Here is a 14,956-nt window from a genome sequence, read left to right as displayed (position 1 = left end):
AAACTATTAGAAAATAGTGGGTTTTCCGATTAATTACATTATTTAATCAAATGATTAGTCACGAAAATCTTTAGCATAATTATTTTATGTAATTATTTAAGTCAAAGGAGCTAAAAAGATGGAGTGGTACAATACATCCGAACAATTCGTTAGACAAATCAATGATTTTCAAAGAGCTACTTTTGAAAATTGGTCGTCTATGTTTCCTGGAACACAAAACTTTAGTATGTCAAGCTATCGTGATAATTTAAATAAAGCTTTGAGTTTTCAAGAATCTTTACTGAGCAATTCGTTGGAAGTACAGGCTCAATTAAGCCGTATGTATATAGACACCCAGAAGCAATTTTTGCAGGGATATTTCAACATTTTACGTAACTGGTACAGCTATTAAACGAAAAAACTGAGTAAATTTCCTTCAATTGCTAGAGTGTGCTTGCCAAATAAAAACAACATTTTTTAATTGTTGCCAATGAAGTAGACTCTAAATACTAATTAGCCCCTAAACAAAATGATTGGGGGCTTTTTAATTAAGAGCAAATAACACAGAAAAACTTCCTCAATACCCACATACTCCATCTAAAACTGAATCGTTTTAACTCATATAGTATTGCTAACAGAGAACAGGGCAATAAATATGCTTATCACGAGTATGGTAGGCAATAACCCGTGAGAGCTTATATGCTAAGTAAAATAGAATGAAATCGATGTGGAACAAGTTCCGTAAACATAGTAGATAGATATTTCTAGCTAAGTATGTATTGACGTATACAGTTGTCACAGATGTTTAACCATTTATTCCAGCTTAGTTTCTAAGTTATCTATCTCAAGAATTATATTGGGCCACTATATTAATTTTATCCTCTATCCTAAGGAGGAATATATACTCAATCTAAATCACTCAGCCTCGGTTAGGAAGATTAAATCTTTGAATATTTTACGAAATAGCTTTAAAAACAGAGAATTTAAGTGAGTAGTGACCTCTTGTTTCCGAGCTTTAAATAATTAAGAGTAAACTGAAATATATTTGAAAATAACTTAGAATTTTGGTAATCGCAAACTAAATATAATATACAGTATGAGATGTGGTTATCTCAGAGTCTATAATCCAAACCTAACTGAATTTGAATAACAAAGCTGATCCCAATTACTCTCAGGTGCAAAAATTAAAACTAAGTAAAAAAAAGGTTTGCTTTTGATTAAATTGTACAACTAGACAGCGAGACACCGAGCAAAAATCAAATTCACTTCTTGATGAGTGTAACTGGCTGAATAATTCCAGAATTTAAGGAAATAAAGCAAATAATCCAGAAATAAAGCTTGGTAGGTTCATCTTTGTTTGTTGCTAACTAGAAAGTATAAACAATGGTTAATGAAGTAGTAACTACTTTTCTACAACGTCTGAAAGCTGTATTTAGTGTGCTTGTGTTCTTTCTCTTAACAGCTGTACTCGGTTGGATATTGGTGTTTGTGCAACCTGTCAATGCACAAGAGTTGCGATCGCTCAACATAAATAGAAACAATATCACCGTTTCTGGTTTGTCATCAGGTGCATATATGGCAGTACAGATGCATACGGCTTTCTCAAACCGCATCCAAGGGGCTGGTGTAGTTGCTGGTGGGCCATTCTACTGTGCTCAAGACAGCTTAACAAAGGCTCTAACCACCTGTATGAAACCGATCCCAATAGCTGCCAACCCACTCAAGCCGCCAAACGGAAAAGAACTGGCTACTATGGCACGGGAGTTCTCCAATGAAGGTAAAACTGATCCCATATCTAACTTGAGGGATGACAGCGTCTATCTTTTTAGCGGTGCGAAGGATTCCATTGTCTACACCTCAGTGATGGATGCTACTCAGAAATTTTATAGAGCACTAGGTGTTGGGAATAATCATATTAAATACATCAAGAATATTCCGGCTGGACATGGCTTTATTACTCCCGATTGGGGAAAACAGTGCAGCCTCAGCCAGTCGCCGTTTATCAACGATTGTGACTACGATCAAGCTGGAGAAATCCTTAAACACTTACTTGGTAAGTTAAACCCACCGACAAAGAATTTTAGCGGGCAGTTGATCGAGTTTAAGCAAGATAAGTTTATACAAAATCCACGCGCCCACGGCATGGCCCAAAAAGGTTATATTTACATTCCTCAAGCTTGCGCTGATGGTGAAGCTTGCAGATTGCACATTGCCCTGCATGGCTGTGAGCAGTCTTATGAAGATATTGGTGATGAATATTATGCTCACACTGGTTATAACCAGTGGGCTGATAGCAACAACATAGTTGTGCTTTATCCACAGGCTCATCGCATTAGACTCAAGAATCCGAAAGGTTGCTGGGACTGGTGGGGTTACACTAACAGCGAATATGCTTTCAAGAATAGTGTTCAAGCTTCTGCAATCATGAAAATGGTTGATCAGTTAAGTAGTGGCTAAATCACAGAAGTTATGAAGTGGTAGTGTAAAGTCAATCATCTGTTTAGGTAAGGGAACTCTTAACAGGGAATAGGGAAAAGTAAGGAAAGACAGCAATTTCAGTCATGTTGAAAAATTTTTACTAGTCTGCTGATATTAGGAGAGCGATCGCTTAATGTCATTCATCCTTTAGACAGAGAAAATAGCTCTAGGGAATTAATACAGTAGGAGCACTATTTGTTGTCTGTAGGCAAAGGTGCTATTGTCCTAATTAAAATTAGCAATCTCATAAATCTTCCTTAGCCTAGTCATTGCAAACCTTTGAGGATTTCTGGAGATGTGTCATGCCATCCTCTAACCTACTAGCTGTTCTCAATCCTTCAAACTACTGGCGAAGTGGCTATGTCACAATGTCTTGGCAGCCGATTTATCAGCAATTCCAGATTTCACCAGAAGAATTGGTGTTAAACCATGTGAAGGGTTCCTCAGCTAAACCCTTGTTGGCACAGATTGACCGAGTTGATCCAGAAGATTCATCTCGTGATATCCTAGTCTTTTCTCTATCTGAAGCGGTTCCACCTGGATCAGATGATTATTCAATTACCTCAGCTTTTGTTGAAGTAGCTCGTGGCAAGCCTGTATCTCAAGAATTTGGCGAACCTTCCCTAGAGATAGTTTATGGTTCCGATGGGCAGGAGCGTGGAGTGAGATTAATGAATAGGCGTCTGATTGTCTGGTTTAATTTAGTTCCGGCACCAGAAAATGATGGGCGCAATTGGTTTGCTGGTTCAGCAACCAGTGTACAGCTTGAGCATCAAGAGATTCTCGATCAGTTCCAGGCAGCAATGGGTGAGTGGATAAACCAAGATCCAGAAAAGCGCTGTATGCAGATAGATGAACTTCAGTTGACAGGGCTTTGGGATTCAACATCGCCTCACTATCAAGTGAGTGTGTATGATCGCTCCTATCGGCTTGTATCCCATTCCTGCGGCTCGGTGCGGGCAAGCATGACAATTGCCTCAGAACCATTTGATTATAGCGATCTAGATCCGCATACGGGCAAGGAATATCATTTATCATGTCAACTGTATCGCGTGTTTAGTCTCTATGCTGGTGCAGATTACGTCATAGAAGAACTATTTGTTAAAGCAAAGCCCAAAAATAATAATACTGCCACAGAAGCAATCAACCTCAACTTTGCGGCTCGCTACTATGCCTATATGGATATGAGCCAGCAGCCATCGATATATCAGAATCCTAACGTACCTGATTGGTTTGCTGTAGGTTCTTCTTTTGAACCTTATGCTGGTTACGGGTTTGCAACAGATATTCATGTAGACTCAGTTGGATATTCTCAAGATGTAAATGACAAGCGATTCTCCTGGCAGTTGTTACCAGGTAAATCTGCTAATTGCCTACATTTGTTTATGCGTTGCCCGGATAAGGATTTTGATTTGCAGGCAGGTAAATACTGGTATGAATTTATCTATAAACCACTCAAAGCTGAAATTTACCAAGAATCTCAGAAAAAGCTGACTAATACCTGGAATGAAATCCAAAAGCAGTTGAGTGAATCACAGAAAAAACTTGTTTACACCTGGATAAATAGTCTTTCCAGTGGTGGAAAAATTCAAGAAAACTTTTTTGAGACTTTTCAGAAAAATCTAAATTTTCAAAGAGAACTAATAAACGCAGCGTTAAAAGCTCAAGAGACAACAAGCAAATTAGGGATAGAAACTCAAAAGCAATTTTGGGATAACTATTTTAAACTGATCCAGAAGTCAGTACAATAGATAACAACTTAAAAGTTTCTTAAGTAGAATAACCAAATTAAACGTCAAATCTGCCTGATTAATATTCTCGACTTTTCTGAAAATAAAATTCGGATGTCTGGGTTTGTAAATAATCCTTACAGCTATTTTCAGAGGAATAAACCACACAATATTGTAAGGGCATGTTTTGTTTCAATCTCTAGCTCAAATTGAAAAGATATCTGCTAAACTCGCACGCCAGTTGACGCCACTTGACGCCAGTCGCCTCAACGGGGGGAACCCCCGCACGGCGCTTCTCTCCGCAACGCGCTGGCTCACCACCGCACTGGCTCCCCGACAAAAAATTGTGGTTCAAATAAATGAAATTTGCTGTAAAAAACCATAGGATTTTTTTCTAAGGATATTTTTTATGGAAGTTTTGCAGACTATATGGATTGTCGTCACCTACTAGATAAAAATTTATTAATCAAGATATTTGTTTTTATGTATATAAATCATTAGTTTTTCTCATGAAAATATTCAATTATTCAAACTGAAAAACATGCGTAAAAAATATACTAAACTATTAATTTACGGTAAATATGTATTTAAGTTTTGTTTAAAATAAATAAAAGTTGAATTCAACACAAACTCAGAAAATTTATTGTGGATGTATTAAATTTACACTGTGATGATATTTATATTCTACTTTATCAATCTGATATGTATAGTATTTACTTTATTTAGTCAGTTTTATTTAAAAAGTAATGGTATGAATAATAACATATTTCATGCCTACTCTAGCAAATAATAATGATTTGATAATATTATCTACTTAACATTTTATAGAAAAATTTTTAGAAAAATGTTGAAGAGTTAGGTAATATTTTGATGACAGAAGTGTGAATATATATCGATCCCCAGATTACAATAAGGACGACAATAAACCTCGATTCACTAGGAAGTGGTTATAATCTCCGCCCCACTTCCTCTTCACCTAACATATATGGTGGGGAATCTAGCGGTAAAAGTTCTCATGACAACTACTACTAATACTAATTTTTTTACAGATTCCCGGAGACAATTTAGTGAGTCGCAAAAAAAGCTCGCTGAAGTCTGGGATGAGTCACAAAAACAGTTGAGCGAATCACAGAAAAAGCTGCTTGAAACCTGGATTGACAACCTTCCGACTGGAATGATTCAGGTAAATTTATCTGATAGTTTCCAGAAAACTCTCAATTTTCAACGAGAGTGTGTGAATGTTGCCCTCCATACTCAACAGGTAGCAATGCAGTTGGCAATAGAAACCCAGAAGCAATTTTGGGATAGCTATTTCCAAATGACACAGAAAACTGCACAGGAGACACCAAGCACAACAACAGCTAGTTGGTAAGTTTTAACAACAGGCTTCAGGAGCGATCGCTATCTGAAGTCTGCAATCAGAAATGAACAAATGGCAAGCAGCAATCTACTTACTGGAGTGCCGCGCACGTTGCTAATTCCACTGCGAGCAAGAGCCGAAGAACACGCCCGTGCGGATGCCTTATTTCGAGATCCTCAAGCGCTGGAATGGTTCCAATCTCTACTGTGGGATGCTGAATTAGAAACTTGGTATGACTGGAGATACCAAATCTGCATTAGTGTGCGGACAAAGCTATTAGATAATATTGCCGCACAGCACATTGCCACCCATCCAAATTCATTAGTCATAGAATTGGGAGCAGGTTTATCTTCTCGTTATTATCGTGTGGGAGCGGGAAAAACCCAGTGGATTGAACTAGACTTACCAGAAGTTATTGACATTCGCTTGAGTGTTGATAGCCAAACAAGTGAGCATCGATTTTTAGCAGCTTCAGTGCTAGATCAGGCTTGGATAAATGAAATTCCAGCGATTGAGCCTGAGAAGATCTTGTTTGTTGCTGAGGGATTGTTTTATTATTTTGAAAAGTCAGAGGTTAAGCAGTTAGTTGAGCGCCTGCGAGAAAAGTTTGCGGATGCTAAGTTGGCTTTGGATGTTGGAGGAATAGTTTTTAGACAACTTAACGCGTATAAAGCCGCTAATGTTGGAGCACCAATGAAGTGGTTTGTTGAAGACGAACGAGATGTCGCAGCACTAGGATTATCTGTAGAGAAGGTTTTCCCCTTATTAAACTGTTATCCAGAACGCTGGGGTTTGGTACCTTGGAGTAGCTGGTGGCTAATATTTTGGCGATCGCTTCTGCGTAATTTCTGCCTGATTTTAGAGACAAAATTAAATCCGGTGAATAAATAACTATGGACGAACGGAAAAAGATTGCGATCGCTTGCCAAGGAGGCGGTAGCCATACTGCTTTCACCGCTGGAGTTCTTAAAAGGCTCTTGGAGAGAGGTATACATGAGCGTTACAACATTGTCGGATTAAGCGGCACCTCTGGTGGTGCAATTTGTGCCACCGCTGTTTGGTATGGCTTGTTAAAAAAAGCCCAAGGAGCGACTGAAGAACCTTACCATTGGCTAGTCAACTTTTGGGAAGATAATTCTGCCATACTTCCCTGGGAACAGTATCTTAACTTTCTGACTGTTTGGACAGCTCGCTTACAAAACAAGGGCGTTATGCCTGCGATCGCCACTGATCCTTATTCAACACAATGGTTTGTTAGCTGCTTGGAAGCGCTTTCTCCTCGCAAAGAATATTTAGACTTAAGAATGATCTTGGAAAACCACATTAACTTTAAAGAGTTTGAGCAACTGGTTTTCCCTTTAAGTCCTCGGTTATTGCTAGGGGCTGTTGAGGTTCTCTCTGGAGAATTCAAAGCCTTCGACTCCTACAAAGGAGAAATTACAGTAGAAGCTATCATGGCTTCTGCGGGTATTCCTACTATTTTCCAAGCCATCAAAATTGGCGATGGAGTTTATTGGGACGGCTTATTTTCGCAGAATCCGCCCATTAGTGCCTTTGTTAAACAAACCAGAATTGAAAAGCGACCTGATGAAATCTGGATAATCCAGATTAATCCAAAAACCTGTGATGAAGAACCATCAACTGCTCAAGCCATAATTAACCGTCGTAATGAATTGACAGGTAACCTCTCGCTGTTTCAAGAAGTTAAATTTGTAAACACCATTAACACATTGATTGAAAAAGGATACATAAATCCTGAATATGCAGATCTGAAAACAATTTATATCCGCTGGATTAGCATGGATAACAAATTTGCTAACACCATTGACTATGCATCCAAGCTAGACCGCTCTTATGAGTTCATTACAAAACTGATAGAGCATGGAAAAGTCCAAACGGATGAATTTTTAGAACTTTTGGAAGAAAAACCTATTCTTGTTTCTCAACCAACGTAACGAAGGTAATAAAACTGGTGGATGCAAGATGTGAATTCATCAAGTTCGGATGAAAGATTACTCAATTGCTTGTCAATTCTCAATGCTGTCGGGCTTGCCATAACCGTTTTCTAGAATAACTTGCAGGGGAATGCCAATTTGAATGTTGTGGCGATCAAAGGCATTTTTGAGCCGACGACGCAATTCCTGTGCAACTCTCCATTGTTTGAGTGGAGCTGTTTTAATCCAGATCCGAATCGTGATTCCGGTGTGAGAAATTTGATCCACTCCAAACAGTTCGTGAGTATCCAGGATCGTAGATTGCCATTGTGGATCTTGTGCTAATTGATCAACAGTTTCTCGAACCACTGCCAAGGCACGGTCAACATTGGTATTGTAAGCAACTTCAATCCGAAAATCTGCTCTTGCCCAAATCCGTGACATATTTTCCACCTGAGCAATCAAGCTATTAGGCATGGTAATTAAATTGCCTGCATCGCTACGGATTTGGGTAACCCGCAAGTTCAGGTTTTCTACCTTGCCAGACACCTCAGCAACTCTAATGTAATCACCAATCCGAAACTGATCTTCTAGTAAAATCAAAAACCCATTCACTAAATCTTTAAGGAGGCTTTGTGCCACAAACGAAACCGTCAAAGCAAATAATGCTCCTAATGCCAAGATAGATACTGGTACTAAATCAAGCCACTGAAGAACCCAGAAAATGCCAAGTGTGTAAATCAGAACCTTTTTTAGCCCTTTAAGCGCGTTGGCGATCGTGGCAATCCGTTGCAGATTGGCTCCAGTTAATAACTGCTCTTGCTCCCAACGCCAGATAAAGCGATCAATGCCAAAATCGGTTAACCGATTGATTAGCCCCATCAGAAACCAGGCAATCAAAATTACAATTGGGATGACAACCACCTTCTGGGCAAAATGACGCGTTTGGGGAAAGGCATTGAGACTGTAGGCAATTCCAATCATCCAAACAAAGGCAATTGCCCAAAACAGCAACCATCGTACAAAGCGGACAATCTGAAATCGTTCTTGTAGCCCAAAATGATAGTGCAGTCTCTCGAACAGCTGTAGCCCAGATTCTACATCCAATGGCTCCACAGTTGTAAGTTCTTGGGTGTGAATTAATGCAGATTCTGCTGCCTGCCGTCGCTCAAGCTGTTGTTTACTGCGTCCAAAAAATACCCAAGCTATACCTAACATCAAAGTCAATATCGCAGTCACAACCAAGGCTTTAACTACAGTAGAAATTTGTCTTCGCAAGGCTTCGGGTTGGCGCAGTTCGAGTGCCTGTCGAAGTTCCTGCTCCAAAATCTTTTTCCATTTTGCTGCTAATCGGTCTTTACTGACCAAAGCATATTGGGCATCTGTATCCGTCACTGTTAGCAAAACCTTTGCTTCAGCCAGAGTTTCATCTTTAACAAATAAAACAGGCTGCTCATTCACAGTTTCAATTAAAACCTGCAATGTTTTGGGGTCTAGTGTATCCTCGTCTGATAAACCACCACTGTCAACAACCAACGCAAGATTGGCTTCTATTTGTTTGGCGCGAACTTCAACTGGTATCTGGTTATTGGGTTCGCTGCGGTTGAGTACAGCTGGAGACGCAATTCGGAACAGTTCTTTGCCATCAAGGTGTACCCAAGTAGATTCTAGAGTACCTCGTCGTTCCACGCTAATAGGGGGTGGCTGCGTATTACTGGGAGTTGTTAAGGATGGCAATTGTCCCAAGACGATTGATCTGTCGATGGCGGGACTCATCAGCACAATGAGTATCATGATGCCATACACAACGAATTGACGTAGCAGATTGCTTCTTTTCCAGCCTTGACGCTTGAATATATGTGCGATCGCCATGGCAATTAATTATGGAACTGGATACTCATATCTTTTGAATTTTAGATTTTGGTGAAGCAGGTTGGAAAATTTCGGTTCACCTGTATTGAACAGGACACAGATCCTGAATGTCTAACTCATTTGGCAGTTACGTAGAGCTAAAATACCAGTGAATATTGAAAACAGCAGAATCACTTTGGAGGCGATCGCAAACATAGACTAAAGGAAAGCCCACCACTGTGCTGCCCAGATTTCATAAAGAACAGATATATGCATTCCATGCTGATACATCCCGCTGAAGGTGAGATGCACAGAAACAATTGACTTTATTGATTTTTCCTCATCAGCCTGGTTAATGATACAACAAAGAAATAAGAATTTGATAAGTATTAAATAAGGTTTCCTGCTTGACTTTGGTCTGAAACAAAAATTTAGTTCTTATCATTTGATATGTTCGACCTAGCATCCTAACTTCAACAAAACATTCAACTAAGTAATTTTGTCAAGAAACTCTAGCAACGCGGAGGTGAAAAGTTCAGGATGTTCGATTTGGGGTAAATGACCGCAGTCGGGTATTAAAATCAGTTGTCCTTTTTGTAGCCGTTTGACGCCATTGTCAGCCTGTTCTTTTGGTAGAATCTGATCGCGATCGCCCCACATGACAAGAGTCGGTATCTGCAACTGTGGTAGAGAGTCGAGCAAAATCTTATACTGTCCAAATACATTTAGCTGGGTACGCAGCGAGGATAGGTTAGCCTCAAGAAAGCCGGGCATCTGTGCCATCCTTTCCTGCTCTACCACCCATTCAGCAGGAATCCTGTTGAGGTCTGCGAAAAGTAGCACTGCTCGTGACCAAGCCCTTTGCTTTGCGCCTAGAGGCGTTTTGCTCCAAGCAATGGCAGCCTCTCCATACCAAAGTAGGGTTAACTGGGACAGAAACGGGTTAACCAACTCACCCAATCCAGAACTACTTACCAAAACTAGCGCCGTCACTGCTTCAGGATATGACAGTGCAAAGCGTAGCGCAACTTGTCCTCCTAGAGAATTGCCGACTACTACCACTCGCCTCAGTCCAAGTGTATCAAGAAAATCAGCTACAAATTGCGTATAGAACTCAGGCGAATAGACAATATTAGGTTTAGAACTATCACCAGCACCTGGAAAGTCTGGTGCATAAACACGATGGGTAGCCGCTAGCATGGGAAGTACCCAAGACCAATCAAGAGCGCTTTCGCCATCTCCATGCAACAGTATTAAAGGTGGATCGCCACCATTACCATTGCCTGCTGTCAGGTAGCGGATAGTTAGATCCCCTACATTTACTCGCCTCTGTTCAACAGTTGTTTTCACACTTTGCTCCACTTGTATTGATAAAGTGCAATTAACGCTGTGTTATGAAGTAGCCTTTGTAGTGGACTGACACAGCTAATTTTGTGCATTAGATTCGTACTCATATTTTGCGCTCAAGCGCTACTACAAGCCTTTCTATTGCATCATTTTAATCGTGTCAGTCCAGTAGGGTGCGTTACGCTAGGCGACAACGCACCCTACAAAACTGGAGGCGGCAGCCTACAAGCCCTCGTTACCAGCTTGAACCTGGTAACGAGAACTAGAGCCAGAGACTCTCTTGCGTTAACTTCACAGCTTAAAGTATAAAAAGTCGCTTAAAATTCACTATTCGTTTGGGAATCCTTGGGTTGCCAGTAACATTAACTCAACCGATCGCGTGATTGCACTTTCTATGTAACTCCAAAAGACAAGTTTTGTAAAGCCAGTAAAGTTAACCCAACTGAGCTTGCGATCGCACTCCATTTGATGAGCGGATGCATATCCAACCAATCAAAAAAGCTTGGTATTACTAGCTTGCTAAAGTCTCCCTCAACTCTGTCGTGGGCGGGGATCGGTTGATAAAGATTGTGTGGGGCATCTTCGGACTTTGGCTCATTGGTACGTTGGAGCTGGAAGCTAATGAGCAGCAACAAGTAATCTACGAGTGATGGCGAAATTCGCTGTAACAAATCTATTCCCCTAGCTGCATCCCCAACAATGAAGTCACGAGTGGGATGAGAGGCAACATAGAGAATGGCATCAGCTACTAAACGCGGTTGGTAGTAGGGCGGTGGCGCTGACGGCTTTACGCCTAACTTTGTAAGAGCATTGTTGTAGAAGGGTGTGTTAATCGACGCAGGCATCACATTTGTGACACTGATGGGTATTTTTTCATGTTGCAGTTCTACACGCAGGGATTCAAGAAAGCCCTCAAGAGCGTGCTTGGCGGTACAGTAGGGACTTTGAAGTGGGAGCGATCGCCTGCCCAACATTGAGGAAATGTGGATCAGCGCCCCCCGCCCCTCACGCTTGAGATGAGGTAAAGCTGCCATTGCACCGTATACTTGCCCAAGTAGATTAATATCGATCACACGCTGGAATTCTTCTGGATTGATATGATCGACAGTGGCAAAAAGGCCGACAGCAGGGGTATGTACCCACGTATCGAGTCGCCCATACTCCTCCACTGCTTTGTCTGCGATCGCTTTAACTTGCTCGAATACCGTTACATCAGCAACTGTAGCAGTTGCTACACCGCCAAAGCTTTTAATTTCATCAACTAAGGATGCCAGCCCCGGTTCACTGCGAGCAGAGACAACCACCTTTGCCCCTTGCCTTGCAAACCGGAGTGCTGCCTCGCGCCCGATGCCGCTAGAAGCACCCACGACAGCAACCACTTGCTGATCGATGGGCTTGAGTTCGTGCTTCATATTCACTCTCAATCCGAATTAAAGTTTTCATGTAATCGAGCGCCACCTTCGAGAGAGCCGTTAATTAGAGGTTTCGCTGCCTTCTTAGCAAAGTAACTGCTACTTTTTCCCCAAACCTCCTACTAGAGGGATAGGTTGATGAATGCCTACAAAAAAATACCCCTAAATAGGGGGTAGGGAACTAGGGAATAGGGAATAGGGGACAGGGGCTAGGAAATGGACACGGGGACACGGAGAGGATATTTCTCCCACTCTCCCTCTCTCCCCCTCTCCCACTCCTCTTCCTTCTGCCTTCTTAATCAGCGCGTGCCTTCAACCAATCTGCGATCGCTGGTGGCAAATCTCGTTGTACTTTGCCGCTGACATACATTCCAATATGTCCAACAGGGAAAGACCTAACTGTGTAATCTTCTGTACCAACATACCTCTCTAAGGCAATAGAAGATGTAGGTGGTACTAAGTGATCCTTTTCAGCATATAAATTCAGTACAGGCATGGAAATATTACCTAAACTGACTTGCTTGTCTCCAATCATCAGCTCACCCTTAATGAGCTTATTTGCCTGATAGAAATCTTTAAGAAACTGTCTGTAGGCTTCCCCTGCCTGATCTGGGCTGTCAAAGATCCACTTTTCCATACGGAGAAAGTTCAGCAGCTTATCTTCGCTGTGCATGATTTCTGGAAAGTCTAGATATTTTTGAATTCCCAACTGCCGGGGTTTCAACATCAAAAACTCGAAATTGAGAAAATCGCCGGGGATATTGCCTAAAGAATCTACCATTCGGTCGATATCTAAAGCCTCCGCTCCTAGAGTACAGCCACCACGCATATACAAGAGCGCATCAGAGATTTGAAAATCTACCGGGGCAACCATCACGATCAGATTTTTGACCTTTTCTGGGTAGATCGCACTGTAGCAGAGGCTGAATGTCCCGCCCTGACAAATTCCCAAGAGATTAATCTGATCTAAACTATGCTTTGTCTTGATGAAGTCTACACAGTTATTGATATAGCCATTAATGTAGTCATCTAGGGTTAGCCAGCGATCGGCTCTGGTGGGATAACCCCAATCAATTAAATAGATATCCAAACCCAACTTGAGCAAGTTAGCAACAAGCGATCGGTCTTCTTGTAAATCAACCATAAAAGGACGGTTTACCAAGGCATAGACGATCAGAACAGGAATGTTCAATCGCTCCTCTACCGTTGGCTGAAAGTGGTACAGAATTAACTTGTCCTCGCGATAGACTATTTCCTTGGGGGTAACTCCAATTTCAATATCTTCTTCTCGCAGACGACTTAAATTTTCAATACCTTTGATAACCTTTTTGGTGAGTTCGGTATACTCTTCAGTTGCATCATCAAGACGCATTTGCATCAAAAATGGCAGCATGGCTTTGTGTTTACTCCTTGCAAATGTTGATTCAAATTATGCCGTTTCTCTCAAATCTGGCGTTACATCAATCTTTATGTCTTCCTAATCTGGTGCGTCCTTTTACTTCCTTTTTTGAGAATTACGTCTAATGTGAATTAGCCGAACTCACCTTGAGTTGTACTAAATCATAGATTGATTGCAAAATCCAATTTTTAGATGATAACGAACACCGATAAACAAGATGCACACGGATGGTTTATCTGTGTCCATCCGTGGTCGATTTCTAAAATATGATTTTTGCTTGCCATTTTAAGTTACATTCAAATGTGAATTAGTACTGCCCTTCATCTTTTGGTGGAGTTGTTTGCGCTTGAGCTTCATATTTAGCTAAGGCTTTTTTCAGGTTTTTAACCTCTTTGCGCAGTTCGTAGATGCTTTTATGAACCTCGTCCACTTCGCTGCGTAGGGGCAGATTCATCATTTTCATCCACACCTCCATTAGCTCTTGCTGATCGAGTCTGTAATTATTGAGGGCATTCAAGAATCTACCCCGAACTTTGAGATTGTCTTCAAAACAAAATGCCTTCTCAAAAACATCATCAGCAATCCTGCCCCAGAGTTCCTGAAATTGCCGCCAGTCCTTAACTTTTTCGCCCTTTTCGGCAAGGGAGATTAACTCTCGCATCAACTCTTCAAAAGATTGTGCCTGGATCTCAGCTAACAAAATCTGATAGTCAACACTTGCTCGATAGAGTGTCGTCCAGCCATTAAATGATCGCAGTAATTTGCCGTTAATTTCACGGCTAGGCCCCAAGAGGGGAATTTGCATCAAGCTGCCAAAGCTCTGCTCATATAGTAAATTCCAGTAGAGATTATTTAGCTCAATCCAGGGTTGACTTGTGCCAGTAACTGTTGCCTGACTTAGCGGATCAACAGTTGCCCCCAAGGCATTCGCCCAAAGTTGGCTAAACTTTTGTGTTTCTTTAAGATAGAGCTGCCATAACTCAGCTGCATTTTGATTGACTTTAAGGGTTCCCTGAGAATAATCTTCAACTTGAGCGCGCAGTTGCTCTGTGTAGTTCTTCAGGGAATGTTGCCAGTCTTCTCCAGATTCAACTTTTGGAAACAGATCTTGCCAGGTATGAAATGAAAGTTGGAGTAAGCGGAGCAGCAGTTCTTGATTTTCTACAAATCGCTGATTAATAGACTCTACTCCTGGTTTGGTATCTGCGATCGGATTGCGAGCTGCTAATGCCATCATGTCAAACCAGCTTTTCCAAGCTTGAGTGCCTACATCAGTCCAAGTTTTCATAACTTGATCTGCCATTCCACTCCAGGAATTTGTTTCTTTCTGCATTTGTCATTCCTTGATTGAAAATTTGATAAGACTATTTTTGTTAAGGGGAATTGGGGAAAACAATCCCCCAACAATACACTAGCTAAATTCCTAACTTTTCACGGAATCTGGAAAATCTCAAAATAATTCCCTG

Annotated in this window: 11 protein-coding genes; 6 read left to right on the top strand and 5 right to left on the bottom strand. The window is 41.1% G+C overall.

Features of this window, described 5'->3' with window-relative positions; translation table 11 throughout:
- The first annotated feature begins 118 nt into the window (after positions 1–118).
- The 6 genes from U2718_RS02395 to U2718_RS02370 all read left to right on the top strand — a co-directional run bounded on the left by U2718_RS02395 (position 119) and on the right by U2718_RS02370 (position 7,502).
- Positions 119–391 carry a hypothetical protein gene (locus tag U2718_RS02395; RefSeq protein WP_341994712.1) on the top strand — a complete coding sequence of 91 codons (273 nt, stop codon included), beginning with the start codon at positions 119–121 and terminating at the stop codon, positions 389–391.
- Between the two features lie 971 nt (positions 392–1,362).
- Complete coding sequence (locus U2718_RS02390; RefSeq protein ID WP_341994710.1) at positions 1,363–2,436, top strand: acyl-CoA thioester hydrolase/BAAT C-terminal domain-containing protein; 1,074 nt, start codon at positions 1,363–1,365, stop codon at positions 2,434–2,436.
- A 323-nt stretch (positions 2,437–2,759) separates the two neighbouring features.
- Entirely contained in the window at positions 2,760–4,208 is a 1,449-nt protein-coding gene (locus tag U2718_RS02385; protein WP_341994708.1) for a hypothetical protein, read from the top strand.
- A 994-nt stretch (positions 4,209–5,202) separates the two neighbouring features.
- Complete coding sequence (locus tag U2718_RS02380) at positions 5,203–5,559, top strand: hypothetical protein (protein ID WP_341994706.1); 357 nt, start codon at positions 5,203–5,205, stop codon at positions 5,557–5,559.
- Positions 5,560–5,619: 60 nt separating this feature from the next.
- On the top strand, positions 5,620–6,438 hold the full coding sequence (locus U2718_RS02375) for a class I SAM-dependent methyltransferase (protein WP_341994703.1): 819 nt from the start codon (positions 5,620–5,622) through the stop codon (positions 6,436–6,438).
- Between the two features lie 2 nt (positions 6,439–6,440).
- Positions 6,441–7,502 (top strand): patatin-like phospholipase family protein, encoded by a 1,062-nt coding sequence (locus U2718_RS02370; RefSeq protein WP_341994701.1) that lies wholly within the window; start codon positions 6,441–6,443, stop codon positions 7,500–7,502.
- Between the two features lie 72 nt (positions 7,503–7,574).
- Here U2718_RS02370 and U2718_RS02365 read toward each other — a convergent pair whose 3' ends face one another.
- From U2718_RS02365 to phaE, 5 genes are all read right to left on the bottom strand, one after another.
- Positions 7,575–9,353, bottom strand: a complete 1,779-nt coding sequence (locus tag U2718_RS02365) for a mechanosensitive ion channel family protein (protein WP_341994699.1) — start codon at positions 9,351–9,353, stop codon at positions 7,575–7,577.
- 468 nt (positions 9,354–9,821) lie between these two features.
- Entirely contained in the window at positions 9,822–10,682 is an 861-nt protein-coding gene (locus U2718_RS02360; RefSeq protein WP_341994697.1) for an alpha/beta hydrolase, read from the bottom strand.
- 389 nt (positions 10,683–11,071) lie between these two features.
- Complete coding sequence (locus tag U2718_RS02355; RefSeq protein ID WP_341994695.1) at positions 11,072–12,091, bottom strand: SDR family oxidoreductase; 1,020 nt, start codon at positions 12,089–12,091, stop codon at positions 11,072–11,074.
- A 295-nt stretch (positions 12,092–12,386) separates the two neighbouring features.
- On the bottom strand, positions 12,387–13,484 hold the full coding sequence (gene phaC / locus U2718_RS02350; RefSeq protein ID WP_341994693.1) for a class III poly(R)-hydroxyalkanoic acid synthase subunit PhaC: 1,098 nt from the start codon (positions 13,482–13,484) through the stop codon (positions 12,387–12,389).
- Positions 13,485–13,797: 313 nt separating this feature from the next.
- Positions 13,798–14,823, bottom strand: a complete 1,026-nt coding sequence (gene phaE, locus U2718_RS02345) for a class III poly(R)-hydroxyalkanoic acid synthase subunit PhaE (protein ID WP_341994691.1) — start codon at positions 14,821–14,823, stop codon at positions 13,798–13,800.
- Positions 14,824–14,956: the final 133 nt, after the last annotated feature.

It is taken from the genome of Chlorogloeopsis sp. ULAP02, from assembly GCF_038404745.2.
In the GTDB taxonomy this organism is placed as follows: domain Bacteria; phylum Cyanobacteriota; class Cyanobacteriia; order Cyanobacteriales; family Nostocaceae; genus Chlorogloeopsis.
Note: the sequence above shows the minus strand (reverse complement) of the source record. Positions and strands in the feature narration are given on the sequence as shown.